Origin of the sequence: Lacticaseibacillus casei DSM 20011 = JCM 1134 = ATCC 393 (genome assembly GCF_000829055.1) — a bacterium.
GTDB classification, from domain to species: Bacteria; Bacillota; Bacilli; order Lactobacillales; family Lactobacillaceae; genus Lacticaseibacillus; species Lacticaseibacillus casei.
In genome coordinates this window covers 550,143-575,316 of sequence record NZ_AP012544.1, presented here as the reverse complement: position 1 = coordinate 575,316, position 25,174 = coordinate 550,143, and the positions used below count along the sequence as shown (strand labels likewise).

At 49.0% G+C, this 25,174-nt stretch carries 24 protein-coding genes and 3 pseudogenes; 12 read left to right on the top strand and 15 right to left on the bottom strand.

The window, feature by feature from the left end; all coding sequences use genetic code 11:
• Positions 1-59 precede the first annotated feature (59 nt).
• Both LBCZ_RS02795 and LBCZ_RS02790 read right to left on the bottom strand, forming a co-directional pair.
• Positions 60-533 (bottom strand): S-ribosylhomocysteine lyase, encoded by a 474-nt coding sequence (locus LBCZ_RS02795; RefSeq protein WP_025012309.1) that lies wholly within the window; start codon positions 531-533, stop codon positions 60-62.
• A 111-nt stretch (positions 534-644) separates the two neighbouring features.
• On the bottom strand, positions 645-1,778 hold the full coding sequence (locus LBCZ_RS02790; RefSeq protein ID WP_025012308.1) for a vitamin B12 independent methionine synthase: 1,134 nt from the start codon (positions 1,776-1,778) through the stop codon (positions 645-647).
• A gap of 489 nt (positions 1,779-2,267) precedes the next feature.
• On the opposite strand from LBCZ_RS02790, the gene LBCZ_RS02785 reads away from it, so the two are divergent.
• Together LBCZ_RS02785 and LBCZ_RS02780 are read left to right on the top strand one after the other, a co-directional pair.
• Complete coding sequence (locus LBCZ_RS02785) at positions 2,268-2,729, top strand: DUF3290 family protein (protein ID WP_025012307.1); 462 nt, start codon at positions 2,268-2,270, stop codon at positions 2,727-2,729.
• Positions 2,730-2,738: 9 nt separating this feature from the next.
• The gene (locus tag LBCZ_RS02780; protein WP_025012306.1) at positions 2,739-3,386 is read left to right on the top strand and encodes a DUF421 domain-containing protein; all 648 of its coding nucleotides are present in this window, start codon (positions 2,739-2,741) and stop codon (positions 3,384-3,386) included.
• An 8-nt stretch (positions 3,387-3,394) separates the two neighbouring features.
• Here LBCZ_RS02780 and LBCZ_RS02775 read toward each other — a convergent pair whose 3' ends face one another.
• Together LBCZ_RS02775 and LBCZ_RS02770 are read right to left on the bottom strand one after the other, a co-directional pair.
• Positions 3,395-4,240 carry an alpha/beta hydrolase gene (locus LBCZ_RS02775; RefSeq protein ID WP_039639536.1) on the bottom strand — a complete coding sequence of 282 codons (846 nt, stop codon included), beginning with the start codon at positions 4,238-4,240 and terminating at the stop codon, positions 3,395-3,397.
• Between the two features lie 155 nt (positions 4,241-4,395).
• Entirely contained in the window at positions 4,396-5,193 is a 798-nt protein-coding gene (locus tag LBCZ_RS02770) for a hypothetical protein (protein WP_171020826.1), read from the bottom strand.
• A gap of 218 nt (positions 5,194-5,411) precedes the next feature.
• Here LBCZ_RS02770 and LBCZ_RS02765 point away from each other — a divergent pair, with 218 nt between their 5' ends.
• Together LBCZ_RS02765 and nrdI are read left to right on the top strand one after the other, a co-directional pair.
• A complete protein-coding gene (locus LBCZ_RS02765; protein WP_039639538.1) occupies positions 5,412-6,236 on the top strand; it encodes an aldo/keto reductase in 825 nt (274 codons plus the stop codon).
• 235 nt (positions 6,237-6,471) lie between these two features.
• Positions 6,472-6,945, top strand: a complete 474-nt coding sequence (nrdI, locus tag LBCZ_RS02760) for a class Ib ribonucleoside-diphosphate reductase assembly flavoprotein NrdI (protein WP_025012304.1) — start codon at positions 6,472-6,474, stop codon at positions 6,943-6,945.
• A gap of 8 nt (positions 6,946-6,953) precedes the next feature.
• Here nrdI and LBCZ_RS02755 read toward each other — a convergent pair whose 3' ends face one another.
• Positions 6,954-7,886, bottom strand: coding sequence for an alpha/beta hydrolase (locus tag LBCZ_RS02755; protein WP_025012303.1), 933 nt, complete (start codon positions 7,884-7,886; stop codon positions 6,954-6,956).
• Between the two features lie 123 nt (positions 7,887-8,009).
• Between LBCZ_RS02755 and LBCZ_RS02750 the strand changes: the two genes are divergently transcribed.
• The gene (locus LBCZ_RS02750) at positions 8,010-8,468 is read left to right on the top strand and encodes a MarR family winged helix-turn-helix transcriptional regulator (protein WP_010493661.1); all 459 of its coding nucleotides are present in this window, start codon (positions 8,010-8,012) and stop codon (positions 8,466-8,468) included.
• Between the two features lie 88 nt (positions 8,469-8,556).
• Here LBCZ_RS02750 and LBCZ_RS02745 read toward each other — a convergent pair whose 3' ends face one another.
• The 5 genes from LBCZ_RS02745 to LBCZ_RS02725 all read right to left on the bottom strand — a co-directional run bounded on the left by LBCZ_RS02745 (position 8,557) and on the right by LBCZ_RS02725 (position 12,495).
• Positions 8,557-9,228, bottom strand: coding sequence for an HAD hydrolase-like protein (locus LBCZ_RS02745; RefSeq protein WP_025012302.1), 672 nt, complete (start codon positions 9,226-9,228; stop codon positions 8,557-8,559).
• An 82-nt stretch (positions 9,229-9,310) separates the two neighbouring features.
• A complete protein-coding gene (locus LBCZ_RS02740) occupies positions 9,311-10,465 on the bottom strand; it encodes a cation:proton antiporter (protein ID WP_039639540.1) in 1,155 nt (384 codons plus the stop codon).
• A gap of 24 nt (positions 10,466-10,489) precedes the next feature.
• Positions 10,490-11,014, bottom strand: a complete 525-nt coding sequence (locus tag LBCZ_RS02735) for a GNAT family N-acetyltransferase (protein WP_025012301.1) — start codon at positions 11,012-11,014, stop codon at positions 10,490-10,492.
• A gap of 157 nt (positions 11,015-11,171) precedes the next feature.
• Complete coding sequence (locus LBCZ_RS02730) at positions 11,172-11,519, bottom strand: hypothetical protein (RefSeq protein WP_025012300.1); 348 nt, start codon at positions 11,517-11,519, stop codon at positions 11,172-11,174.
• Between the two features lie 52 nt (positions 11,520-11,571).
• A complete protein-coding gene (locus LBCZ_RS02725) occupies positions 11,572-12,495 on the bottom strand; it encodes a proline iminopeptidase-family hydrolase (RefSeq protein ID WP_025012299.1) in 924 nt (307 codons plus the stop codon).
• 166 nt (positions 12,496-12,661) lie between these two features.
• Here LBCZ_RS02725 and LBCZ_RS02720 point away from each other — a divergent pair, with 166 nt between their 5' ends.
• Together LBCZ_RS02720 and ndk are read left to right on the top strand one after the other, a co-directional pair.
• Positions 12,662-15,010 carry a cation-translocating P-type ATPase gene (locus LBCZ_RS02720; protein WP_025012298.1) on the top strand — a complete coding sequence of 783 codons (2,349 nt, stop codon included), beginning with the start codon at positions 12,662-12,664 and terminating at the stop codon, positions 15,008-15,010.
• An 88-nt stretch (positions 15,011-15,098) separates the two neighbouring features.
• A complete protein-coding gene (gene ndk / locus LBCZ_RS02715; RefSeq protein ID WP_025012297.1) occupies positions 15,099-15,539 on the top strand; it encodes a nucleoside-diphosphate kinase in 441 nt (146 codons plus the stop codon).
• Positions 15,540-15,643: 104 nt separating this feature from the next.
• On the opposite strand, the gene LBCZ_RS02710 is transcribed toward ndk, so the two are convergent.
• Entirely contained in the window at positions 15,644-15,994 is a 351-nt protein-coding gene (locus LBCZ_RS02710; protein ID WP_010493644.1) for a hypothetical protein, read from the bottom strand.
• A 135-nt stretch (positions 15,995-16,129) separates the two neighbouring features.
• Here LBCZ_RS02710 and pepF point away from each other — a divergent pair, with 135 nt between their 5' ends.
• Entirely contained in the window at positions 16,130-17,944 is a 1,815-nt protein-coding gene (gene pepF, locus LBCZ_RS02705) for an oligoendopeptidase F (RefSeq protein ID WP_025012296.1), read from the top strand.
• Between the two features lie 82 nt (positions 17,945-18,026).
• Here the strand turns inward: pepF and LBCZ_RS02700 are convergent, their stop codons facing one another.
• On the bottom strand, positions 18,027-18,536 hold the full coding sequence (locus LBCZ_RS02700) for an NADPH-dependent FMN reductase family protein (RefSeq protein WP_025012295.1): 510 nt from the start codon (positions 18,534-18,536) through the stop codon (positions 18,027-18,029).
• Between the two features lie 226 nt (positions 18,537-18,762).
• Here LBCZ_RS02700 and LBCZ_RS02695 point away from each other — a divergent pair, with 226 nt between their 5' ends.
• Positions 18,763-19,260 carry a thiol peroxidase gene (locus tag LBCZ_RS02695; RefSeq protein WP_025012294.1) on the top strand — a complete coding sequence of 166 codons (498 nt, stop codon included), beginning with the start codon at positions 18,763-18,765 and terminating at the stop codon, positions 19,258-19,260.
• A 93-nt stretch (positions 19,261-19,353) separates the two neighbouring features.
• Here LBCZ_RS02695 and LBCZ_RS02690 read toward each other — a convergent pair.
• Both LBCZ_RS02690 and LBCZ_RS02685 read right to left on the bottom strand, forming a co-directional pair.
• Positions 19,354-20,339, bottom strand: a pseudogene (locus tag LBCZ_RS02690) (AEC family transporter).
• Positions 20,340-20,343: 4 nt separating this feature from the next.
• The gene (locus LBCZ_RS02685) at positions 20,344-22,011 is read right to left on the bottom strand and encodes a malolactic enzyme (protein WP_025012293.1); all 1,668 of its coding nucleotides are present in this window, start codon (positions 22,009-22,011) and stop codon (positions 20,344-20,346) included.
• Positions 22,012-22,230: 219 nt separating this feature from the next.
• On the opposite strand from LBCZ_RS02685, the pseudogene LBCZ_RS02680 reads away from it, so the two are divergent.
• A pseudogene (locus LBCZ_RS02680) lies at positions 22,231-22,968 on the top strand (LysR substrate-binding domain-containing protein); the annotation flags it as partial.
• 79 nt (positions 22,969-23,047) lie between these two features.
• Here LBCZ_RS02680 and LBCZ_RS02675 read toward each other — a convergent pair.
• Positions 23,048-23,983: pseudogene (locus LBCZ_RS02675) on the bottom strand (magnesium transporter CorA family protein).
• 83 nt (positions 23,984-24,066) lie between these two features.
• On the opposite strand from LBCZ_RS02675, the gene LBCZ_RS02670 reads away from it, so the two are divergent.
• Together LBCZ_RS02670 and LBCZ_RS02665 are read left to right on the top strand one after the other, a co-directional pair.
• Positions 24,067-24,423: a DUF488 domain-containing protein gene (locus LBCZ_RS02670; RefSeq protein ID WP_025012291.1), complete on the top strand. Its 357-nt coding sequence runs from the start codon at positions 24,067-24,069 to the stop codon at positions 24,421-24,423.
• Between the two features lie 6 nt (positions 24,424-24,429).
• Entirely contained in the window at positions 24,430-24,990 is a 561-nt protein-coding gene (locus tag LBCZ_RS02665; RefSeq protein ID WP_032958305.1) for a 5-formyltetrahydrofolate cyclo-ligase, read from the top strand.
• Positions 24,991-25,174: the final 184 nt, after the last annotated feature.

The following is a 25,174-nucleotide window of genomic DNA, read 5'->3' as shown; positions in this document are numbered from 1 at the left end:
GGACAGCGCCTTTTTTGCGCACACGAACGCTCAATCATTCGTCGATCATTTTGACAAACTCAGACAACCTGACACACATATGGGTCGTCGGAAATGCCGCGGCTCAGAATTAGCTTTGCCCATTCCTTGGCCGAAAAAAGACTGTGATCTTTGTAATTGCCGCAACTCTTGATATCAACGCCCGGTACATCATCCCAGGTAATATCATTGGCAATTGCTTCCAGGCTGGACTTGAGAGCCTTGGCTACTTCAGTGGTGCTGTGCGTGCCCCAGGTAATCAGATGGAATCCGGTTCGGCAGCCAAATGGTGAACAATCGATGACGCCATCCATCCGATCGCGCAACAACGATGCTAACAAGTGCTCGATCGTGTGCAAACCAGCCGTATCGATGGCTGCGGTGTTAGGTTGAACCAACCGCAGATCATAATTCGAAATTTCATCGCCTTTGGTACCTTTTTCAGTCGTAATCAAACGTACGTAAGGTGCCTTGACTGCCGTGTGATCCAATGTGAAGCTTTCGACTTTTGCCATAACTCAAAGATCTCCTTCTCAATCGTTTACGTATTCATCATATAACACAATCGCCGATGGTGCGTAAAAATCTGTCACGTTTCGGCTTGTGTCACCCTAAGGACTTGTCAGTCAGGCATCAGCCCAAACACGATGGGCAATGCGTTGAACTAACGCCAACTTGGCCCATTGATCGTCTTCTGTCAGCTTATTACCTTCTTCGGTCGACGCAAAGCCGCATTGAGTGGACAAAGCCAGATTGTCTAACGGCACGTAAGCAGTTGCGACGTTGATGCGTTCGATCACCGCTTCTTCATCTTCTAATTCCGGAAATTTCGAGGTGATCAAACCTAATACAATTCGTTTGTTGGGATCCCCGTTCCAAAGTTGCGGCAACGGTTCAAACGACCCGGCCCGTTGACTGTCATATTCAAGAAACAGCCCGTCGTATGGCAAGTCCCCAATATCATCAGCCACATATTGATAGCCGCCGGAGAACAAAAACGTCGACTGGAAATTGCCGCGACAGATATGTGAGGTGACCGTCAAATCTTCCGGCAATTTCACCAAAACCGCTTTAATCACGCGGTGGGCCAGCTTAGCTAATGCCACAAAATGTTCATGTTTCTTCGGATCGTTTTCGGTGTCCCTCAAGTTCTGAATCAGATATGCCCAGTTCGTGTCATCGATTTGAAGATAACGATCGCCTAAATCATAAAAGTGCTGAATCGTATCGACATAAGCCTGGACAATATCGGCTAAATAGTCATCAAAGGTGTCATAATACTTCGGCCAGTTGTCACTACGATGATCCCGAAACAGCAAGGCTGGACTGGGAATCGTCTGTTTTGGCAGTACCCCTTCCGGCACGATACTTTTAAGATACTCAAATGCCGCAAAGAATGGATGCTGTGGGTTAAAGCTGACCTTTCCCGCCAAATGAACGTTCGCCGCCGCATTGATGCCGCCTTTAAAATCATGTTCATACTTCCAGGAATCATCTTTTTCATAGCCATTTAAGCCCCAGAAGAAATCCAGATGCCAGTACCGGCGGGAAAACTCCCCATCCGTGACCGCATTAAAGCCTAATTCAACCTGCTTTTTGACAATGTGATCAATCGCTTCGTGCTGAATCGCCAGCTCCTGATCCTGCTGAATCTCGCCAATGTCCAGTTGCTGATGCGCCACTTTCAATCGTTCCGGACGCAACAAACTGCCAACTAAATCAGCGCGAAATGGTGCTTTGATTTTAACTTCTTCTGTCATGAGAATTCCTCCCGTATTATGAAAATGACGATCCTCAAACAACATTGACCACACGGCAACGAAAGAGGCGGCAATCGCGATAACGCATTCTCTGGCGCGTCAGTTCACGCTCAAAAAAAAGCGCCCCTTGATCCTTTTAAAGATCAAGGGGCGCCTGACGCGCGTTACCACCCTTATTCGTGTCGGCATAGTGCCAACACCTCACCAGTACCAAATTCGATACCTGGCATGGTAACGGATGCACCCGTTTCAATGGCGTGAACCACTGAAAAGCTATTTGGAGCTCATCTTCTCCGATTAACCGATCGCCTGCTTCCACTGTCCAGGCTCGCTTGGGATCCGCGCTTCAGATACTCTTCTCCGCAAAGCAATGTTGTCTGTTTTGAGTTGCGATTATCATAACACCGTCATGTTTCGTGTCAAGAATAACTTCAAACAGGTTATCATTCTGTTATGATTTGACCAGACTATTATTTTTGGAGGCGTCTCATGGGAACAACTTTTTTTGCGTATTCAGTGCTGACTCATCAAGACAATTGGCAAAACACCTTGCGTTACGGCATCATCATCATCGGAGCTGTGGCGATCATTGCCTACCTGGTTTATTTTCTCCGTCACAAGCGCAGCAACAAATATCGTGACCTTTTAGTCCTGGTGGCTCTCATCGAGTTGTTGACCATCGGCATTCAGATTCGCGATCTTCAGGCAAGCCGCACTGCCACCGTTAATTCACAGGCAGTCGCTACTTTATTGCGCAGTGTCGCTACGCAGAAACAGGTGTCCGTCAATCAGCTGTATGCCAACAGTAGCACGGTTCACACGGGGATGCTGGTGACGATTGGACGGTCCACGAAAAAAATGTACACCGTCACGATCAACGCCGATAACAATAGTTACCAGCTCACCAAAACAACCTTAATTGTCCCGCAAGTCCAATTCGTCACTAAGTAGGAGGCACTCATGGCACTTTTTCAGGATTTATATTTTGTGACCGCAATGAAGCTGCTTTTAGGCTTCATCGTGTTTGTTGTCCAGATTAAGCTCACCGGTAAAGGCAATCTTGCCCCGGCCACGATTGTTGACCAGATGCAAAACTATGTCCTCGGCGGCATTATCGGGGGTGTCATTTATAATACCGACGTCAGCATTTTGCAATTTGTCAACGTCTTACTAATCTGGACACTCATCGTCTTCAGCTCGAAATACCTGACGAATCATAATCACTGGCTCAAACGGGCTATCGATGGCGAGCCGCTATTAGTGGTCTCACACGGGAACATTCGCGTCGAAACCGCCACGCAGGTTGGTTTGTCAGCCAACGACCTCGCCTATCGCTTACGTACCGCTGGTGTGAAAGATCTGCGCGATGTTCGCCAAGCCTATCTTGAACAGAACGGACAGTTGAATGTTATTTTCAAAGGCGATGAGACCATCAAGTATCCGCTTATTTTAGACGGCCAGATTGACCCGGCAGCACTCGATGCGATTGACCACGATGAGGACTGGCTCAAAGCCCGCCTTGCCGAACAAGGCTATAAACCAGAAGACGTGTATATGGCAAGTTTTCTGGGTGGTAAAGTCGTCATTGCGCCTTATGACCGTGACTAGTCGCGAGTTTACCAGATGAACGAATCGACAGCTTTGGCTACTTGCGGATTCTCATGCAGTGCGCTGTGCTGAGCATCACGGCCAAAGTATTCCTTTTCTTGATAAGTGGCTGCCCGGGGGCTGACAAGATAACGCAAGGATCGCGAAGAGTTATTGGCTACGCGACCATCCGAATCGCTGCCATCGTGAATATCACCGTAAATATTCAACACCTTAACGCCTTTAGGAAAATGATCCCGTAAACGCGCCAATTCGCCGTAATTTTCGTCCATGGGTGACGGGTAACCGTTAGCCGCCAGCTTAATCTGGTGCGGTTGATCCCCCATGCCAATAATGCCGTCAAAATGCCCAGCAATGGCAACATAGTGCTTCATTTTCGGCAGTTTGCCTTGATCCTGATTGCGAACCGCGTAAAACATCACCGCCATGTTGCCCATTGAATGTGCCACAAAGTTAACATTGCGCACACCATAGCGCTGGTAAAGCTGCCGATTAATCGTCGTCAACCAATCTGCCAGTTTCACGACGTCAGGATTCTTGTTGTCTTGAAAGATCACCTGAACAATGGGCTTGCTGACACGATGCGGATCACCGGTCCACTGAACTTTGCCGTTTTTAGCAACCGTTGCCGTCAGCACTTTGGTCGCACCGGTCCCCTCAGCCCGGCGAATCAGTGTATTCGTCGACCCGGCACCGCCAGAATAGCCATGCAAATAAAGCGTCGCCGTGCGTCCAATCGTGGTTTCTTCTTTAGTTGGCGGGGTATCGGCCTGGTTGTTATACCAATACCACCCGGCACCGGCAACAAGCAACACAACCAATAACGCCAACCAAAGCCACTTATCTCGTTTCATGAAACCTCCCTTTCTAGTGAGCGTGAGCCAGCCCGGTTAGAAACCGGCGTGTAAGTGGCCTCAGGCGTGATAGCCCGACCTTGGCCATTGCGACTGAGGTCCTTACACGCAGGTTTCTGGGCTGGCGAACGCGTTAATGCGATTCAATAAATCCGTCATGCCGCATTCACCGACTCATTTTCATCGACGGCCGGCCTTGGCAGAAAATGACTCAGCGCCGCGATCACCAACCCAATGACAATGGTCCAACCGGCCACGCGCTGCCACAACGGTGAATACGCAAGAAGCAAATCGCGCGCCAGTTCAGTATTGACCGGCATTCGGGCACTAATGGCACCTAAAAACGGGCTAGCGGTTGTTAAGACTGCCATAAATCCGCCCATATACCCCATAATGTAAGTGGAGCGACCCGTGACCACCAAAAATTGCCGCCAAGAGTGGGCGGTTTTTAGCATAATCAATAAAACGATCACCATTAGGATCGCTGCCACAATGACCGCGGTTTGCGTCATGAGCACCAGTAACGGATAAGCCCGTCCCCAGCCTTCGGACATCACGAGCTGATTGATTTCGCGATCAAGGAAGGCTGTGAGGCTCGTCAGCACTTTCTTTTGATCAAAATTTTGCCCTTGATCGGCAGCAGCTTTCTGCAGGCGACTTGCTATGCTCTCTTTAATCGTATCCAGTGACACACGCATTTGATTGTCCGCACTGGCAGTCACCATTTTTGAAGCCAATCGTTGGGTGTCATCAATGGTCACCAGCGTCGATTGCGGATTCAAAGTGGCGCCATTCTTGTTCGCCGTGTCGATTAATTCTTTATTTAGGGATTGGGTCATCTGCACCAACCCTTTACTTTTAACAATCACCTGTTCAGTACGTGCCGGTGTCCCAACCGTCAGCATCATTCCCGTGCTGAAGGCTTCAACAAAAAGAAGCACCCAGAAAATCATGGTGAAAAATGCAAACCAACTTCGGGAAATGGCTCGCCATTGTTGTGTTCTCGTTTTGACCACCTGCTTCCTTATATGGCATTCATTATACACGATGCACCATCGTGACTTGTACGCATCCTGACATTTGGACTACACTAAATGAAGTGGCAACGACATCACCTGTTATTGCACGATAAACCACCAGCGATTTCGTATTTCACAAGGAGGTTGTTTGCATGCACTATACGTTAAACGACGGCAACGTCTTGCCGGCAGTCGGGTTTGGGACATATAAATTAAATGGCACGAACGGCGTCAGAGCCATGGTCGGTGCCCTTTACTTAGGGTATCGCCTGCTCGATGCAGCGTTTAATTATGAAAACGAAGGTGCTGTGGGCGAAGCGGTTCGCCAAAGTGGCATTCCCCGCAGCCAATTGATCGTTGCATCTAAGTTACCCGGCCGTCATCACCGTTATCAGGAAGCCATTGACACCATCGAAGAAAGTCTATACCGCGCTGGTCTGGATTATTACGACCTTTATTTGATCCATTGGCCTAATCCGAAAGAAGGACTTTACGTTGAAGCGTGGCAGGCGCTGATTCAGGCACAACGGTTCGGCTTAATTCGCTCAATTGGTGTTTCCAACTTCTTGCCGGGGCACATTGATCGGTTGATTAAAGAAACCGGCGTCACGCCAGCGGTTAATCAAGTGGAGCTACATCCTTACTTTAACCAGCAAACCCAACGTGAGTATGATGACGCCCATAACATTCAAACAGTTGCCTGGAGTCCCTTAGGTCGCGGTGCCGTTTTAAAAGAACCTGTCATCAAGCAAATTGCTGCGGAACATGGTAAAAATGTCGGGCAGGTTATCCTGCGCTGGGATCTCCAACACCGTGTCTTGCCAATTCCAAAATCGGCTCATCTTTCCCGGCAGCGCACTAATCTTGATATTTTTGATTTTAGCCTGACAAAGGAAGAAATGACAGCCATTGATCAGTTGAGCAAGCCTGATGGCCGCTTAAGGGATCAGGATCCGGCTGTTTATCAGGAGTTTTAATTTGTTTCCATAACGCGTTCGCCGGCGCAGGAGCCTGCGTGTAAGGACCTTGGTCGCAATGGCCAAAACCCGGCCATCACGTCCAAGGTCCTTACACTCCGGTTTCTGACCGCGCCGGCTCACGCTCACTCAAAAGGAGTCGCAGCGTTTCGCTAAAGACGACACCGCAACTCCTTTTTCTGGCTTTATGGCTACTAACCAGCAATTTTACTTTTAAACGAAAGAGGCAATCATCATGACTGAACCTATTCGCGTTTTATTCATTTCAATCTCCGGCAACACCCGCGCTTTTGCTCATCGCTTGGCTGACTATGCCGATGCCCAGCACCAGCAGAATCCCGACAATCCACCGATTCAGCTGAAAGAAATTTCTGAAGCCACCCAGAGCGATGGAGAAACCAAGCCATTTTTTGTCATGGTGCCCACGTATCTTGACGGCGGCAACGGTATCGACAATGGTGTCAAGGAACTGATGACCAATGCGATGGGCGACTACCTTGCTGAAGGCGAAAATGCCGAGTATTGCTTAGGCATCATCGGTTCGGGCAATCGGAATTTTAATGAACAATACTGCCTCACTGCCAAACGCTACGCTAAAGAATTCGACGCCCCGTTTTTAGCCGACTACGAACTTCGCGGCACACCAAGCGATGCGCAAAAGATTTACACGATTCTCGCCCGCGTTGCCGCCAATGAAGCGCAGCATTAAACGCACACTCACCAGTTGGCGTTAAACCAGCCGACTACGCGTTTGGCGTAAACCTGGGGATGATCCGGAAAACTCCGCGCATGAGCCGCACCCTTAACCACCCAGAGCGCTTTTTTCGCCTTGGTGGCTGCGCGATAATTCTGGTAAACCATTTTAGTCGGGACAAATGTGTCTTTGGCTCCGTGGATAAAAAGAATAGGCCGTGTATTCTTGTGCAAAGCCGTGATCGCACTGGCATCAAAGAGGTTGTAACCGGCTTTAAGCGTTGCGGTCAGTGCCACTGCCGGTACCAGCGGCCATTTTGGCAAATTGAACATCGACTTGGCTTGATAAGCAAGTTCGTCAATAATGCTGATGTAGCCGCAATCTTCGACAATGCTCTTGACCTGCGGCGGCAGCTTCTCGCCGCTGATATACATCACCGTTGCGCCGCCCATCGAGACACCGTACAAGGCAATTTGACTCTGTTTGCCTTGTTTTTTGATGATTTGATTAATCCATTTCAGGTAATCTAGCCGGTCTGGCCACCCATAACCGATATAATTGCCTTCCGACTGGCCTTGGCCACGATCATCAGGAGCCAGAACATTGAAGCCGGCATCATGAAACATCTTGATTTGCGGCGCCATATATTCTTTGTTCGTCATATAGCCATGCGCCACCACAACGGTTTTGGTCGTTGGTTTAGCCGCCGGAACATAATCCGCCACCAGCTTAAGCTTGTCGCCCACCGCCTGCTGCGTCCAAGTTTCTTTATGTACGGATTTAAGCCACGCCTTCCCGTCCGTAATGATGCGACTCTCTTTGCCACTCAAAAAAGACTTCTTTGAGGGCACGAAGGCATATTGGTAAAAGTAAAGACTGGCACCGATCAAGCCCACCACAATAACCCCAACAACTGATAGTAGCCCGATCAACCACGCTTTTTTATGTTTTCGCACGTTCTACAACCTCCATAAGTAGTTCAAGTCCTTTACATAACTAAAAAAGTGTACCGCAACTTTTCAGAATTTCAAGTTACATGTAGCCTGTGTTTTGTTAAGATAATGTCTGGAGGAAGAAAAATGACTGATAAACCCTTACTAGAGGCATATGTGGATGCTTATTTTTCAACATTCAAAAATATCAACGAACTGATCTCAGAGCCCATGGCCCAATACCATTTGAGTTTCGAGCAATACCGGATTTTATCCGACATTGCCAATGATCCCACCATCAGCTTGACTGCCATTGTTGCCAAACGCGGCGTAACCAAGCCGGCTGTTGCGCGGCAAATACGCGTGTTGCGTAATTTGAATTACGTGACGCAATCCAAGTTCGAAGCTGATCGGCGGCGTAATACATTGCAGCTAACACCGCTTGGTAAGCAGGTAGAAGCCGCGATTACCAAAGAAGCCAGCGAGCGCTTCAACGAATGGGTGAACGCTTTAGGCGTACGCAAAGCCAAGCAATTTGTGAAACTTTTAAATGAAATCGGCACAAAAGTCATCCAGCCCCGGCAAGCGGCAAAAAAAGAGCAGTAGGCTGCCACCGTCTGGATATAAAAACGACGTCAAAGTTCGGAACACCGAACTCTGGCGTCGTTTTGTTACCTGCGGATGTACCACACGTTCAGGATTTGGCGCTAAGTTTGGCAACCTTTTTCAAGCCTTCCGGAATTGCTTCCGGCTTGTCGGCCAAGACTTTGGCGCCGGCATCTTGCAACTCCTTGGCTGAACCAAAGCCATAGGTAACGCCCAGCAGCTGAACATGATTATCCAAGCCACCGGTCATGTCGTTTGCCCGATCACCAATCATGACACTGACAGCCGGATCCGTTTGGGTCGCCTTCAGCGCATAGGCCAAAACATCGGTCTTTGTCACTCGCGTCTGCTCATCATCGCTGGCACCGTAAGCACCGGCAAAATATTGATCCAGTGAAAAATGCTTAACCAAACGATGCAACATGGTCTCTGGTTTTGCCGAAGCAATATAAAGCTGATCGCCTTGTTGCTTCAGGTTAGCCATGGTATCCAGAAACTTAGGATAGAGCTTTGCCTGATACAGTCCTTCTTCCTCATAGTAATGATGGAAAGCGTCAATTGCTCGTTTAACTTCGACATCATCCAATTCCGGCCAGACTTTCGGTAACATGTCCACCAGTGCCGGACCAATAAATTGCACATACGCCGAATTATCCAAAGGCCGCAAGCCGCGATCCTGAACCATATATTTTAATCCCGCGACAATGCCGGCTTCCGAATCTGCCACGGTCCCATCAAAATCAAAAAATAAAGTTGCCATTGAAATCCTCCTTATTTTCAACCGCCCATAAGCGCCTCAAACCGTCATGATCGCTTATGTCTTGGTGAGCTTACCACTTACATTATACAAGTTCCTGTTCCCGATGGAGGGCGTCCTTTAGAATCACCGGCGCAATTAACGTTGTGAGGACAATGACCACAATGACCGCCGAATAATACTCGGCATCCATCAACTTAGCCTCAAAACCGATTTGAGCCACGATCAAGGCCATCTCACCGCGGGACACCATGCCGGCGCCGACCACGTTACTTTGCAACCAAGTGGCCCCAGCCAAGCGATCGCCAAGGCCGCACCCGACCCACTTGGTGACCAAAGCCAGCAAGGTCAAAATGACGATAAACCCGATATCCCTGCCAAACGTATCAAAGCGCATGTTCAAGCCGACGCTGACAAAGAAAACCGGAATGAACACCGCATAGCCAATCGCACTCAGATTACTGTCAACTTCCTGCCGATAATGGGTCTGCCCAACCGCGACTCCGGCAAAAAAGGCGCCGATAACCGCGGACATCCCGACAAGATCCGCCACATAGGCCATCCCCAAGCAAATCAGCAGCGACATAATGGTAATAGCCGAAGCCGGGAACAGTTTTTCCGCCAGCCCCATCAAGTACGGCGCCGCCCAGCGAACCACCAGATAAATCCCGATGAAGTACAGCAACTGTTCGACAATTTGCAGCCAGAACGGCACGCTGGCTGTCTTTTGTTCCCCTAACACCGCAACCGTGAAACTCAAAATCAAAACGGTCAGAATATCGTCGACCACCGCCGCACCCAAGATGGTCGCCCCGTTGCGGCCGTCCAGTGCATGCAGTTCTTTTAAAACCTCAACGGAAATCGAGACGGATGTTGCTGCAAAAGTGATGCCGAGAAAAAGGCTGCTGGTCAAATTGAATCCCCAAACGTGAGCAAAGCCGAACACGACGACCACAGGCACGATCACCCCAATCACCGCTACCAGCATGCCGGGTTTGAAATATTTTTTCAGCAAATCCAAATCGCTTTCGAGCCCGGCCAAAAACATCAAAATAATAACGCCAATTTCGGCAAATAATGAAATCGTATGGCTAGGCGTCAGCCAACCCAATAATGCCGGTCCTATCAAAATTCCCGCTAACAACTCACCGATCACGGCTGGCATTTTCAGCAAGCGACTGATATGCGCCAGTATCAATGTTGTTACCAAGATGAGTGCTAAGTTGCCAATATCCTGCATATTTCTCCTCCATTTTGAAAATCGTCAACCCGTTGTCAGCCGCACCTCGTAAGCATTCCGTTCCGGCACCGGCTCATCCATGTACACAATCCCGCGAAAATCAAAGCCCATCCCGGTAATCGCATGTTGCATAATCACGTTTTGTGCGTGCGTATCGACCCGTAAGTCGGTAAAACCGCGGCGATAGGCTTCACTCATGATGTTGCTGAAGAAAACCCGACTCAGTTGCTTGCCGCGAATGCTGCCGTCAAGCGCAAATCGATGGACGGCCAGGTATGGCACATCGGCCAGCCAGCCTTCCCCGTCGATCCGTAGATAGTGCGGGTCCGGCCCCACAACCAGCGCCGCCAGTCCGGCCACCTTCCCGTCAACCACGAGCACCCGGCCGATCCCGGTGGCAACGTCCTGCTCAATGGCTGCCTGATCCGGATAAGTGCCTTGCCATTGAGGAATGCCCTGATCGCCTAGAAACCTGCGAGCAGACACAATCACCCGCATCATATCAGGAATATCATTGGTCGTCGCCGCGCGCATGAAAATGGTTGACATCAGCTTCATCTCCAAAAAATAATTGTATTGCCCTATTTTCCCGCATCTGACCGTAAGTTTCAATCTGCCCGTCAAAAGTTAAGACCCTTGCTCAAATTTAGTGACAAAAACGCCCCCGCAAAATAAACTGCGAGGGTCATTTTCGATGCTAACAATCTTAATGTCGGTGATGCATATGATGCTTCTTTTTCAAAGGCACCTCTTCATACTCCGGTGCAAAGACGTCATGGGCGCCGCGATGTTCTGGCGCCAACCGCCAGTTGTGGCGACCGTGATGATGCTTGTGCATTTGTAACTTAAGACTCAACTGTTTGGTTCGCTCTTTTTCGATGCGCAGTTTCTGGTGACCGCGAATGATCATGATGCCGCCGCCTAATGCCAACGCAATTGGAATCAAATGCACGACGGCCATCGGGATCATTAATTCCGGTTGTTCCTCAATCGCCTTATCAAACGCATGAACCGGTTCAAATAGATCATCTTTTAATTCATCAATGCTAGCCATGAAAGCACCTCCATTACCTAAGCAACTTTAAATTACCACTTTTATTATAACGTTAATTGTCACTTAAAGGTGCTTTTGCGTCGGTTTGCGTGAGCCACTGGCCTAAATGGCTGAAATAATCGGTCGGATTGTCCAACATCTGCCCGTGCCCGGCGTTTGGGGTAACATGCAACGTGGCATGTGGGATCGTTTGGGCCATCCGTTCCGCCGCGGTCAATGGCATGGTCTCATGGCCGCCAAATGTCAAATAAGTCGGCACCGTGATTCGGTGCATATCGGCCCGGCGATCCCAATTTTTAAGCGCGCCGACCATCACGAATTCGTTGTCACCTTGAAAATAGTGATAGACCGGCGTTGCCAGTGTTGAAATTAAGTGCCGTGGCTGGGGATCGGCGGCATGGTGTAGATAGTGCTCACCTAGTTCGCTCACTAATGCTTGGTATTTAGCATCGTCAAACGCATGGCGGGCCTCGATTTGCTGCATATACGCAACGTCTTCAGGTGAAAACATCTTTTCGCGAATTTTGTTGATGTTCACTAGGTATTCATCCAGATTATCAATCATCGAGCTTAGGACCAGTCCCTTAAGGTGTTCGCCATATTTCAACGCATACTCGATCGCCAACACGCCGCCCCAAGATTGACCAAGCAGGTAAAAGTGATCAATCCCCAGCTGCTGCCGGACATTTTCCACCTCATCGACGTAATAATCGATGTTGAGGAACCGTTTTTGATTGGCCGGATCCGAAAAGACGGGTTGATCGGAAAAGAATGAACCCAATTGGTCGTAACGGGTGACGCGGACACCATACGGCGCCAGTTCTTGCGCAAAGTTTTCAAACACTTCGTTGGTGCCGCCGGGTCCGCCATGCAAGGTCATCAGCCGAATCTGGCCTTGGCCTTGCGTTTGGGTCCATAGATGATAACCGTTTGGCAACGTTACAAAGCGGGTTCCGTTCGGGTTTAGTTTTACCATGCGATCGCTTCTTTCCTGTCATTTAGCCCTTATTATGACGGTTGCTGCGGGCTCAGACAATAGCATGTGGCCAGCAGAACTTCAAATATTCGTAAAAACAAGTGTGATATTCGGCATCTGGTTGCATAGATTGGTAAAATAAATTAAAAGAATTGGAGGGCATGCGATGGCAGCGCAAAACATTTCACCTGATCAAGGTTTATCGGCACAACAGGTTCAGCAGCGGTTTGACAACGGTCAGCACAACCTTCCGCTTAAGCCGCTGACCCGTTCCATTGGCCAGATTATCCAAGTCAACACGTTTACTTTATTTAATTTGGTCAATGTTGTTCTGGGTGCGCTCATCATCACCACCGGCAGCTACAAAAACCTGTTGTTCCTTGGCGTGGCCATCATTAACACTGCCATTGGTACCATTCAGGAAATTCAGGCTAAGCGGCAAATCGATAAAATGTCCATCCTCGCCGCTGCTCATGCCACCGTCATTCGTGACGGCCAGCAACAAAAAATCGATCTCGAGCAGCTGGTCATGGATGATATGGTGCTTCTCAAACGCGGCGATCAGATTCCGGTTGACGGTACCGTTGTTGCCACCAACGGGCTTGAAAGCGATGAAAGTCCGTTAACCGGTGAATCGCGGCCAATCACTAAAAAAGTGGGCGATCCGTTGCTTTCCGGCTCTTTTGTGGTTTCCGGGCAAGCTACCATGCAAGTGACTGCTGTCGGCAAAGATACCTTTGCCGCTAAACTTTCCTTGGAAGCCAAAGCCGAAAAAGCCAGTCAAAGTCAATTGCTGGCAACGATTAACCGCATCATTCGGGTTTTAACCTATGTGCTCATTCCGATCGGTATCATTCTTTTTTCCGTTTCCATGATTCGTCGCGGCAATTATAATCGGGCTATTTTAACCACCAGTGCGGCCATGATCGGGATGATTCCGGAAGGTTTGGTGTTGCTGACCAATGTGGCGCTGGCTGTTTCTGCCCGCAACCTGGCTGTCAAACGCGTGCTGGTTCGGGCCTTACCCGCCATCGAAGCCTTGGCGCGTGTCGATACGATTTGCCTCGATAAAACCGGTACCATCACCAGTGGAAAACTTAAAGTCGCTAACACATTGCCAGCAACTGGCCACACCGCTGAAGATGTCACTAGTGCTGCGGCAGCCATCGTGTATGCGCTCAATGATGATAACGAAACCGCCTTAGCCATCAAAGCCGCAATCGACGCTGACGCCAACCAGCAGGTCACGCAAACTATGCCGTTTTCATCTGCGCGCAAATGGTCCGGTGCCGTGGTTGACGGACGTGCTTTATTTATGGGCGCCCCGCAGTTTACTTTTGGCGAACAGCTGCCTACCGATATCGCGACCCAAATCAAACAAGCCGCTGCAAACGGCTACCGTGTTCTAGCGGTGGGGACCGTCAAAACACTTGCTCAGCCGCTTGTGAACCCAGAGTTGCTCGGGCTCATTTTGATCACCGACGAATTACGCCCGACTGCCATTAACACCTTTGATTTCTTCAAGAGTCAAGGCGTGGCATTAAAAGTGATCTCCGGTGATGACCCGATCACGGTCGCCAATATTGCCAAACAGGCACACACTGAAGGCGCCGATCGCAGTGTCGACATGAGTACAATCGCTGCGGATGCCACTGAAGCCGACTTTCAGGCTTTGGTCAAGCAATACAACGTTTTTGGCCGCGTCACCCCGGATCAAAAGAAGCAACTCATTATGGCTTACCAAGCATTAGGCCATACCGTTGCGATGACCGGTGATGGGGTCAATGACGTCCTTGCTTTGCGCCAAAGTGACTGCAGCATTGCCATGGCTTCCGGTGCCGATGCCGCCAGCTCGATTGCGGATTTCGTTTTACTTGATTCTAACTTCGATGCCATGACTGGTGTGCTCAACGAAGGCCGCCGCGTTATCAACAACATCGAACGGGTGGCATCGATGTATCTGGTCAAAACCATGTACTCAGTCATCTTAGCCACCATTTTCGTTTTCCTGCCACTCGACTACCCGATCGTGCCGATTAACCTTACGCCGGTCTCGGCCATCGGCGTTGCCATCCCATCCTTCTTCCTGACGCTAGAGCCTAACTTTGAGCGCGTCACTGGGCAATTCATGCAAAAAGTCATGACGGTTGCCGCGCCAGCCGCTATCAGCGTGGTCGTATATACCTTATTGCTAACTTGGATGGAGTCGTTCCTGAACCTCAGCTTCGATGCCACCTCAACAATGGTCGCGATGTTGATCGGCACAATTTCCCTTAATGTGTTACTGGTCGTTGCCCGTCCCTTCAATCGGCTCAAGGTCGGCTTGCTGGCTGGTCTAAGCGCAGCGTTATTCCTGGTATTCTTTATTTTCAACCATGTCTTTTCGCACGCCAGCCTGTGGCAGTGGCAGCTAGCATTGATTTATGTACCTCTCATGGTCTCGACTGTACCGTTTTATCTGCTCATCCAGGAATTCCTTGGTCGGCGAGTGTTATCAAAAATCAATTGGCGCTAGACAAAAATTCCATCCGCCATTTGGTTTGACTCGTGTATACTGAATTTGGATGAATTTTCTGAAAATATTTAGGAATCGAGGCACACGCATGGCAGAGGAACAAACTTTAGTTTTGGTCAAACCCGATGGCGTCGCGAACGGGCACATTGGTGAGGTCATTACCCGTATTGAGCGGCGTGGCTTCACCATTGAAGCCTTAAAAGTCACTCAAACAACAACTGCTCAACTGCACCAGCATTACGCCGCACTTGTCGACAAACCTTTTTTCCCAAAAGTTGAACGTTTTATGACCAGCGGCCCGCTTGTGGCGATGATTGTCAGCGGCTTTAATGTGATTGAAGCCGTGCGGAAAATGACTGGTGCGACCAATCCGGCAGACGCTGCGCCAGGCACGATTCGCGGCGATTTTGGCCGGGAATGGGCCGACCAAACCATCCGCAACGTGATTCACAGCTCTGATAGTGAGGAAAGCGCACGGCGGGAAATTCCGATTTGGTTTGCGAACAAGCAATACGCGCCTAAGTCATAACCACCAGGCGGGTACATAACTAATAACCGAAAAAAGCCGCAGTACGATCTTTGTAACGATCGCACCGCGGTTTTTTTATGCCAACACGTTGACGGCAGGCAAGCTTAATAATACGTACGCCGATTACCAAAATTCAGCTTCGCAATAATCGTATTCGGCTCCGTCTGATCCGGCGACTGGATCCACAGGCCGCGCGAAGCCAATTCCTTGAACAAGTAATTCGCGGCAGCAATTTCTTCAGCAGCAGGATCATCAATCGTTGCCCCGGCCTGATGCGCTTGGGCAATAGCGTCGTCAACGGACAATACCACTGTGTCGGCAAAGGTCGTTTCCAAAGTCGCGTATAATTGTCCCAGTTTATCGTCAAGATAGGTCTCTAAAGCTTTGAAAAAATCCGCATGGTCGGCTTTTCGATCAAAGTAGCGCGCCACTAGCTGATTGTTGTCGATACCCATTCATAACACATCCTTTTTATATAATTCTACCATGAGCAGTTAGCCGAAAGAAATAATCGGTTCAACAGGAGGCCGACACGCATCTTAAGCGCGATCAATGCTATACTTTAGCCACCATGTGAAGGAGGTTTTTTTATGAGCGAAACCGAGTTACCTAAACGCCAGGCGGTTGATCCGAAGCTGACTTGGGATCTAACCCCGATTTTTCATGACGACTTTGCTTACGATGAAGCGGTCAAACAGGTCCGCGCCTTAACCAAGGATTTTGTCCGCATGTATCAGGGAAAATTGACGGAACCGGCCGTGATTGTCGATGCGTTGGCCGACTACGGCACGATTGTGGCCCTCGATAGCAAAATTGCCCACTGGGGATTCATGCCGTATTCGACTGATACCACCGACCCCAAATTGCGCGAACGCCAGGCACAAGTTACCGCACTGGGCGGCGAAATTGGCGGTCAATTGAGCTTCTTTCAAGCCGAACTCACCCAATTATCCGAAACCGTGCTTGACGCCGTGGTCGAAAAAGCACCCGATTATGCCGGCTTCATTCGCCAAATCAAAGTGGCCAAGAAAGGCGCCTTGCCGCCTGCTGCCGAAAAGGTGTTAGCGGAATTGTCCCCGGTTTTTCAGGCACCCAGCAACATTCGCGACCAAACGATTTTCGGCGACATGGACTTCGGCACGTTTACGGCTCACGGTAAAACCTATCCGCTTTCATTCGTGATGTACGAAGAGAATTACCAAAAGCATCCCGACACCGAAATCCGCCGCGCCGCCTATGCTCAGTTCAACAAGACGTTGCGCCGCTATGAAAACACCATGGCTGCCGGCTACTTAGCACAAGTCACCCGCGAAAAAATTACGGCAACCATGCGCGGTTACGATTCCGTCATCGATTACCTGCTCGCTGACCAGGAAATCAATCGGGAAATGTTTAACCGCCAAATCGATGTGATTATGCACGACCTAGCACCTGTCATGCGCAAATATGTGACCCACGTCAAAACGCTTTGGGGACTGGATCACATCGGTTATACCGACTTACAAATCGACATTGACCCGAGCTATGCACCGACCATCACCTTGGCACAGGCTCAGGAAATGATCAAAAACGCGACGGCGTTGATGGGCAAAGATTATCAAGATCAGATGATGCAGGCATTTTCGGATCACTGGATTGATTTTCCCGCCAATCAGGGTAAAGACTCAGGCGCGTACACGGCCGGGCCTTACGGTGTCCATCCATATGTTGAAATGACCTGGAGTAACACGCTGCCAGCAGTGTACACACTGATTCACGAGCTGGGACACACGGCGCAAATGGTCCGCTCGCAGCAAGCGCACAATGTTCTTGATGCGGATTTCAATGATTACTTAGTCGAGAGTCCTTCGACTTTCAATGAATTATTATTGACCCACTATTTGGAAGAAACTGCCAAAGACCCGCGGATGAAGCGATTTGCTTTGTCACGCTTGTTGAATAACACCTATTTCCACAACTTTGTCACCCACTTGCTTGAAGCGGCTTTTCAACGTGAGGTTTATACGCTGATCGATAAGGGTGAGAGTTTTGATGCTGCGCGCCTTGATGCGATTACACGTAAAGTATTGACCGATTTTTGGGGCCCGGCTGTTGAGCTTGAAGAAGGCGCTGAGCTAACTTGGATGCGGCAAAGCCACTACTACATGGGGCTGTACTCATATTCCTACTCTGCCGGTTTGACCGTGGCCACTCAGGCTTTTCAAGCTATTGAGCAGCAAGGTCAGCCTGCTGTTGACCGCTGGCTCCGATATCTAAGTCTGGGTGATTCACTCGATCCAGCTGCCGCAGCTCGTGTTGCCGGCGTCGATGTCACCACGGATGCTGCCCTGAAACACGCTATCAGTTTCTTAGGTGATACGGTGGATGAAGTCGTGGCTTTGAGTAAGGAAATTGATCAGGATTAGTCATAGAACTATGCAAAAACCGCATCTTTTTTCGGAGATGCGGTTTTTTAACGCACTTATTGGTCTTCGCGCACTTTGCCAATCAAATCTGAACGGCACCATGCGTAAACGGACCGTTCAGTAGGCTGGTCACATCGGCAACTAGTGGCTGAATCGCCTCTTGAACGGCAGGATATGACTCGGTTCCCCAGTGCTTTAACGCTCGGATTGCTCGCAGCCGCCGGAGAAAATTCATTTGGCTGAGCTTGGGATAGCCTTGCACATAATAAAAACTGGTTACGGGACAATCATGCATAAACTGATATTGCTTAATTTGCTGGCAATTCACATTGTCACGCCGAACCACGCCGCTGCCAAACACAATAACCATATCAGGCAGCATATCCTTGAATTGACGGAAAAAGGATTTCAAGCCGAGCACCTTATTTCCCACAAGGTGACCGTCGTAAATAATCAAGGTGCGGTTTTTTAAGTCCGAGGCTGTCAAAAACTGAACATCAATCACTTCGCAATGTAAGGTTTGCGCAATACTCAACGCAAACCGCTGGGTAAAACCGGTTTCGGATGTGTAAACGACTAATGTTTGCTGCATCTGGCAACCCTCCTTGAACGCGTGAACGTTAAGATGCATTATTACGGTTGAAATATCTCCGTTAATTTAAGCTTACATAAATATTTATATTAGCGTCAATGTATATGCTGATAAATTTTTGCCAATTAAGTTGTGTCCATGTCACTTATCCCTTAAGCATGATACACTGACTGTGTTGTCTTAAATCTCACCTGTTTCGCGTATACAGGTAAAGGAGTGTTTTTTTATGGAAATTACCCGACACGGCACAGTCATCACGACCAATGGCAATCCAACGGCACTAGGCGAAAAACTACCGGCATTTACGGTAACCGATGCCAAGGGACAGCCGGTTAAGACTAGTGATCTCAGTCACCGCCTGACATTAATCAGTGTTGTTCCCGACATCAATACACGGGTCTGCAGCATCTCAACCAAACATTTTAACCAGGATATGGATGAGTTTGACAATGTTGACTTTTATACGATTTCAACCAATACCCCACAAGAACAACAATCCTGGTGCGCGGCGGAAAATGTGACAAAAATGCAGCTACTTTCCGACCAGAACGCTAATTTTGGCAAGGCGATGGGGCTATTCGTTGCCGACAACCACACCGATGCCCGCAGTGTTTGGATCGTTGACGGTACAGGAACGGTTAAATATCGCGAACTCATCACCGAACAAACACATGAGCCTGATTACACCAGCGCCTTAGCTTATTTAGAAGCGCATCAAGCTTAATTTCGGGCAAAAAAAAGAGCCGTTTCGGGCTCTTTTTTTCTTGCTGCCACAACACGTTCGTCGGCGCAAAAACCGGCTCACGCTCAAAAAACATTATGCCAATCCTTGAACCAGCATCATCAAAATCGGAACAACAATCACAAACAGGACTGTCGAAGTCGTCACAACGTTGGTGGCGTACTTCACGTCGGCGTGGGCTTCCGTTGCCAAAATCGGCAGGACGGCAAGACCAGGTGCAGCCGCTTGAATGATCAGGGTTTGCGCTTCGAGACTTGGCACATTGAAACCAGCCTTCATGCCTAGCAGAATCAATCCGGTAATCAATGCCGGAGCGATGACGAACCGGCCGATCAAAGCCACGATGGTATCGCGGTCAAACCGAATCGCTTTCAAGCCGGCATCAGCCAAAATAATTCCGATATAAATCAGCGATAGCGGTGTTACCAGACTACCAACGTAATCTAATGTGTTAACCGCAAATCCTAGCCAACCAACATGAATGAACGGAATTTTCAGCAAAAGAAAGACCAAGGCTACCAAGAAACCAACCAGTGGCGCTGGCAACAATTTCTTCCAGTTAAAGGCTGCACCGCTTTTTTCTGCCTTCTCCTGCGTCGGGTCATCCCATGCCATGATAAAGGCGCCGACTGTCCAGGTTGAGACTGTGTTCACCACGTAATACATCAGGAAGTACGGCACCGCTTTATCACCGAACAAGGCAAGGTTCAGCGGTAACCCGATGAAAATGGTATTGGCATTCACAAACATGTTGATGAACGTTCCACGACGCCCTGGCCGAACTTTAAGCAACCAGACCAGTAAAAAGGCGATCAGATAGCCCAGAATCACGGCACCAAAGCCATAAACCAACCCTGATGACAGGCTTACCAGCTTATCGAGGGTCAATCGTTGCAAGACAGAGATAAAGATTGACGCCGGCAAGGCAATTTTCATAACAAGTCAGAAATAGTTTTCCCAAACTGATCATCAAACCGCCCTTGCCGCCGCAAGACATAACCCAGGGCAATCAGTAAAACGATGGTCAGCACGCTTTGAATCGATGTACTTAATGCAGTCACAGTTTTATTCCTCCAAGTCTAGTTCGAGTGAATTCGGCAGTGGCCGATATTCCGGTTTCCAAGTCATGTCAGCAACGGCCTGTTTGGCATCGCTGATCGGTTCTTGATTCAGTCCATTTTTAATGGCGTCTTCCGCAACCGCAATCGCGACCGTCTGACTAAATTGATCCAGTTTCGACACCGGCGGCAAAACCGCTGCGCCTAGCTGATCAGGATCCACAATGCCGCCTAAGCTGTGCGCTGCAGCAGAAATCATTGAATCGGTGAGCAGCTTGGCCGTGGACGCAATCGTACCTAAACCTAATCCCGGATAAACCAACGCGTTATTAGCTTGGCCGATCGCATAGCTAACACCCTTATACGAAACATTTGCGGCTGGAACGCCAGTGGCAATCAAGCCCCGTCCATCGGTCCACTTAATCAAATCTTCCGCTTTAGCCTCAGCCAGCTTGGTTGGGTTTGATAATGGGAAAATAATTGGCCGTTCCGTATGTGCAGCCATTTCCTTCACAATGCTTTCGGTGAAAGTGCCGGGAACCGTCGAAGTACCGACCATCACTGTTGGATGCACTGCTTTGACAACCGCTTCGAGATTCGTGAGCTCATCCGCATTGGCAAATTCACTGCGCGAACGGGCAAACGGCTTTTGCTCCGGGGTTAAATCGGTCATATCGTCAAACAGCAAGCCTTGCTTATCGACGAGGTAAAAATGCTTCTTAGCCTCTTCAGGACTCAATCCTTCTTCAATAAACGCTTCATACACGCGTGCCGTAATGCCAGCGCCTGCTGTTCCGGCCCCAAAGCTCAAATAAACTTGATCGGTTAGTTTTTGCTTGGAAATATTCATGGTACCCAAAAGTCCGGCTAACACAATGATGCCCGTGCCCTGAATATCGTCATTGAAGGTCGTGATTTTATCTTTATATTGATTCAAAATATCAGCGGCATTGCTGCGACCGAAGTCTTCGAAGTGCAGATACAAATTCGGGAATAACTTCTCGGCAGTTGCTACAAACTTATCCACAAACTGATGATATTTCTGGCCATAAACGCGCTTATGACGATTACCCAGATAAAGCTCGTCATTCAGTAGCGCTTCATTATTGGTACCCACGTCCAAGACAACGGGCAGGACCTGACTCGGATCAATGCCGGCTGCAGCGGTATAAACCATCAGCTTACCCACAGAAATGTCAACACCTTGGGTACCCCAGTCACCAATGCCGAGAATGCCTTCCGCGTCACTCACCACCAACAGCCGAATATCACGGCCATCAGCACTATGCTTCAACGCGCTTTCAATGCGATCCGGATCATCGATCGAAAGATAAGTGGCGTTTTGGGGATTTACAAACAGCGCACTGTAATTTTCAATCGTATCAGCAATCGTCGGATCATACACAATCGGCATGAATTCGTTAATGTGCTCGGAAAAAAGCTTATAAAACAGCACATGGTTTTCGTTAAACAAAGTCATCAGGAACTGCCGCTTGGCCAAATCGGTCGGCTTTGTCTGCAATTGTGCATACGCCTGTTTGACTTGCTGATCCAATGTCTGAACGGCTGGCGGCAACAGGCCATTTAAGCCATATTGGTCCCGCTCTTCCTGGGTAAAGGCTGTCCCTTTATTTAAAAAGGGATTATTTAAGATTTGTTCTGGTGTATATTTCAAATTCAACACTCCTCTTTTGTGTTAAACATGGGGCAACTCTTTTTAGCTGGCTCGCGCTAATATGCCGTGAAGCAAAACACAACTTTTAATTACAAGACCAGACATTACGCCGCGCCCAATCTTATAGTCAAACTTGGCAGGAGTGATAAAATATTTTTATATGCTTTCATGATTATTATTTTCTTTACGTTAACGTGCGTAGGCTCACGCCCACATTAACGCGTTCGCCGGCACCACGAAATCAGTGTGACGCCAGCTGGTGAACAGCTTGCCAGTCACGCCGCGATTATTCTGCATCAGCTGGATTTGGCCAAGCAGGACATTGCGTGGGACCAAAAGAGCAAGATTCGATTCGGTCTGCCACCGATTATCGGCAGTTATCTGTTTCCAAAAATTGCGGTCGACTTGATTGCTGCCGGGCTGATGCCGCAACTGGAAACATTTGAAGCGGGCTCGGCCGCACTTCTTGATCAAATTAAAGACGGCAATCTCGACTTTGCCTTACTGGGTGCCAGCGGTCCGTTAGTCGATCCAGAGTTGCACGTCATCCAAATCGATACGGCGCCATTCGTCATCATTACCGCCGAAAATGATCCGTTGGCGCAACAATCGCATGTCTCCTTCGCGACACTTGCTGATCGCCAGTTCATCACCTTAAACGAAGGCTTCGTCCACACACGGGCCTTTGCCTGGTTCCAACAACAGCATACCTTCACGCCAAACGTGATTTATCGTACTGGCGATGTTTTGCTACTAAAACGCCTGGTCACCCAGAACGTAGGCATCGGCTTTTTAACCAAAATCGCCATTCACGCCGATGATTATCTCGCATCGCTAAAAATCGACGATCCCAAGCAGCCGGCCTTCACCATCTCGTTTGTCTATCGCCAGGATCGCGTCTTGACACCCACCATGAACCGCTTTGCGCAGATTCTGAGCGCGCCAAAAGTGGTTTAGACTTCAAACAAGTAAAAACGGCCGAAAAGAAAGTTGCCTTCCTTCGACCGTTTTTGCTTACCGAAAAGTCTTCGCTCAATTAAAAATAATCCTTCCGCCATAACCACCAAGCAGCGATTCCGCACAAGACCGCCGTACCGCCAATTAACCACCAGAACGCCCAATAGGCATTGGCAAATGGCAGGCGGACATTCATGCCGTAAATGCCGCCGACAATCGTAGGAATCGTTAAAATAATGGTCAGGCTGGTCAAAACCTTCATGATGAGGTTTAAGTTATTTGAAACGATCGCACTAACAGTGGTTGAATACTGATCCAGTAACTTGTTGGTAATCCGGACCATCGTCTGCGCCTCGACGACCTCGACTTCGACATCATGTAGCCGGCGAAGGTAACCATTGGTGTTGAAAAAGCGTTCGCCTGCCCGTAAGCTTTTCAACAAGTTTCCGGAATGATCAAGTGCGGCATCAAAGAACACCAGGCTTTTCTGCATCGCCATGAGTTGATAAAGCTGCGTGTTTTTAGCGGCTTTGCCTAAACTGCCTTCAATCTGTTTCGTTTCATCATTCAACTTGTCCATATCGATCACAAATTAGTGTAAAACCCGCCACAGCAATTCTAACGCAAACTCTTCCGGCTTGGGTGAAAGCTTCTGCTCCGCCAAGTCGTCAAACGCCTGCAAGGGATGGTCCATGACCGTAATGACGCGATCGGCCAACAAGATCATGGTTAACGGCACCGTATTAAATTGGCGGAACCCCATCTCATTCGTCATCTCGATCGGATAGCGTAACACGATTAACCCTGGAACGTCATCGGCGGGATTCAGTCCCTCAACCCGGGCATTTTCATGTTGGTCAAGTGCCGCGTCCACATATGTTTTGGGCAGACCATACTTGGTAGCCAGCGTCTGCAACTCCTGGGGCAATGGCGACTGGACCCGAATCCAATTAGCCTGATCATCCGTCGCCACCTGCACATTGCGCTGCTTTTGAATTTGATAGCACGTAATCATGTTGACACCTCTTTTGACTAGTATACCGTATCGCTATTTGAACATTCACGACTTGTCAAAACTGGTATGATAATTATGAGGTGATGATTTTGAAAGTAACACTCGAACGCATCTATCAAAAACCGCAAGCAAGTGGCTTCCGAGTACTCGTTGATCGAGTTTGGCCGCGGGGCATCAGTAAAGTCAATGCTGCCTTAGATTTGTGGGCCAAAACCATTGCACCGACAGCAGAACTGCGGAAGTGGTTTGGCCACGATCCGGAAAAATACCCTGAATTCAAAAAGCGTTACTTAGTGGAACTTGCTGCTAATCCTGATTTGCCGGATTTCATCAAGACGCTAAAAGCGCATGAACAGGATCCGATTATCATGTTATACGGTGCCAAAGACGAGACCCATAACCAAGCCGTTGTTTTAAGCGAATTTCTTAAAGATAAGTGAGTTCCCATGGCCACAAAAGCCGAATTCCGCACCCGCCAGCTTAAACGCCTTCAGGAAGCTGCCGATGAAACTCAGGCAGCTAGCGAAACACTAATGGCGACTTTAATCAAGACAATCGTCTGGCAACAGGCTAAAAGCATCGGCATCACGGTCAGCGACCCTTTTGAAGTCGCCACAGCTCCAATTATTGCTGCAGCACATGCAGCTGCTAAAGCCGTTTTCTTACCGCGCGTCATGCCAAAACGCCAGATGGTCTTTCTGCCAGATCCCGGCCATGAGCACCTCGTCAAAAGTGCTTTTGGTATTCCCGAACCTGCCTACCAAGCCGACTTGGTTGAGCCGGCTCCGGATCTTTTAATTGTGCCCGGAATCGGCTTCTCATTGGCAGACAGATATCGTATCGGTTTTGGCGGCGGCTACTTTGATCGCTTTTTAGCCGAATATTCCGGCCACACCTTAACACTGGTTCCGCCAGTCATGGCCTTTCCGCAGCCTGATTGGCCAGTTGATCCGTTTGATGTCCCGATTGAAACCTTAATACTGGCTAACGGGGACATGATTAGGTAACAATTGTATTAATCGATTGACTGAGCGGCATTTGGCTGCACTTGATATCAAGTGGCTGGCAGTTTCGTTTTAACCAGTCAAAAGGCGCCAGGCAAGTTGCTTGCCGGCAGCCTTTTTAATTCTGCTTGTGTTTCAAACCTGCTTACCCTAATATTGGGGAAAGGCTTTCACCATATTTCAGGAG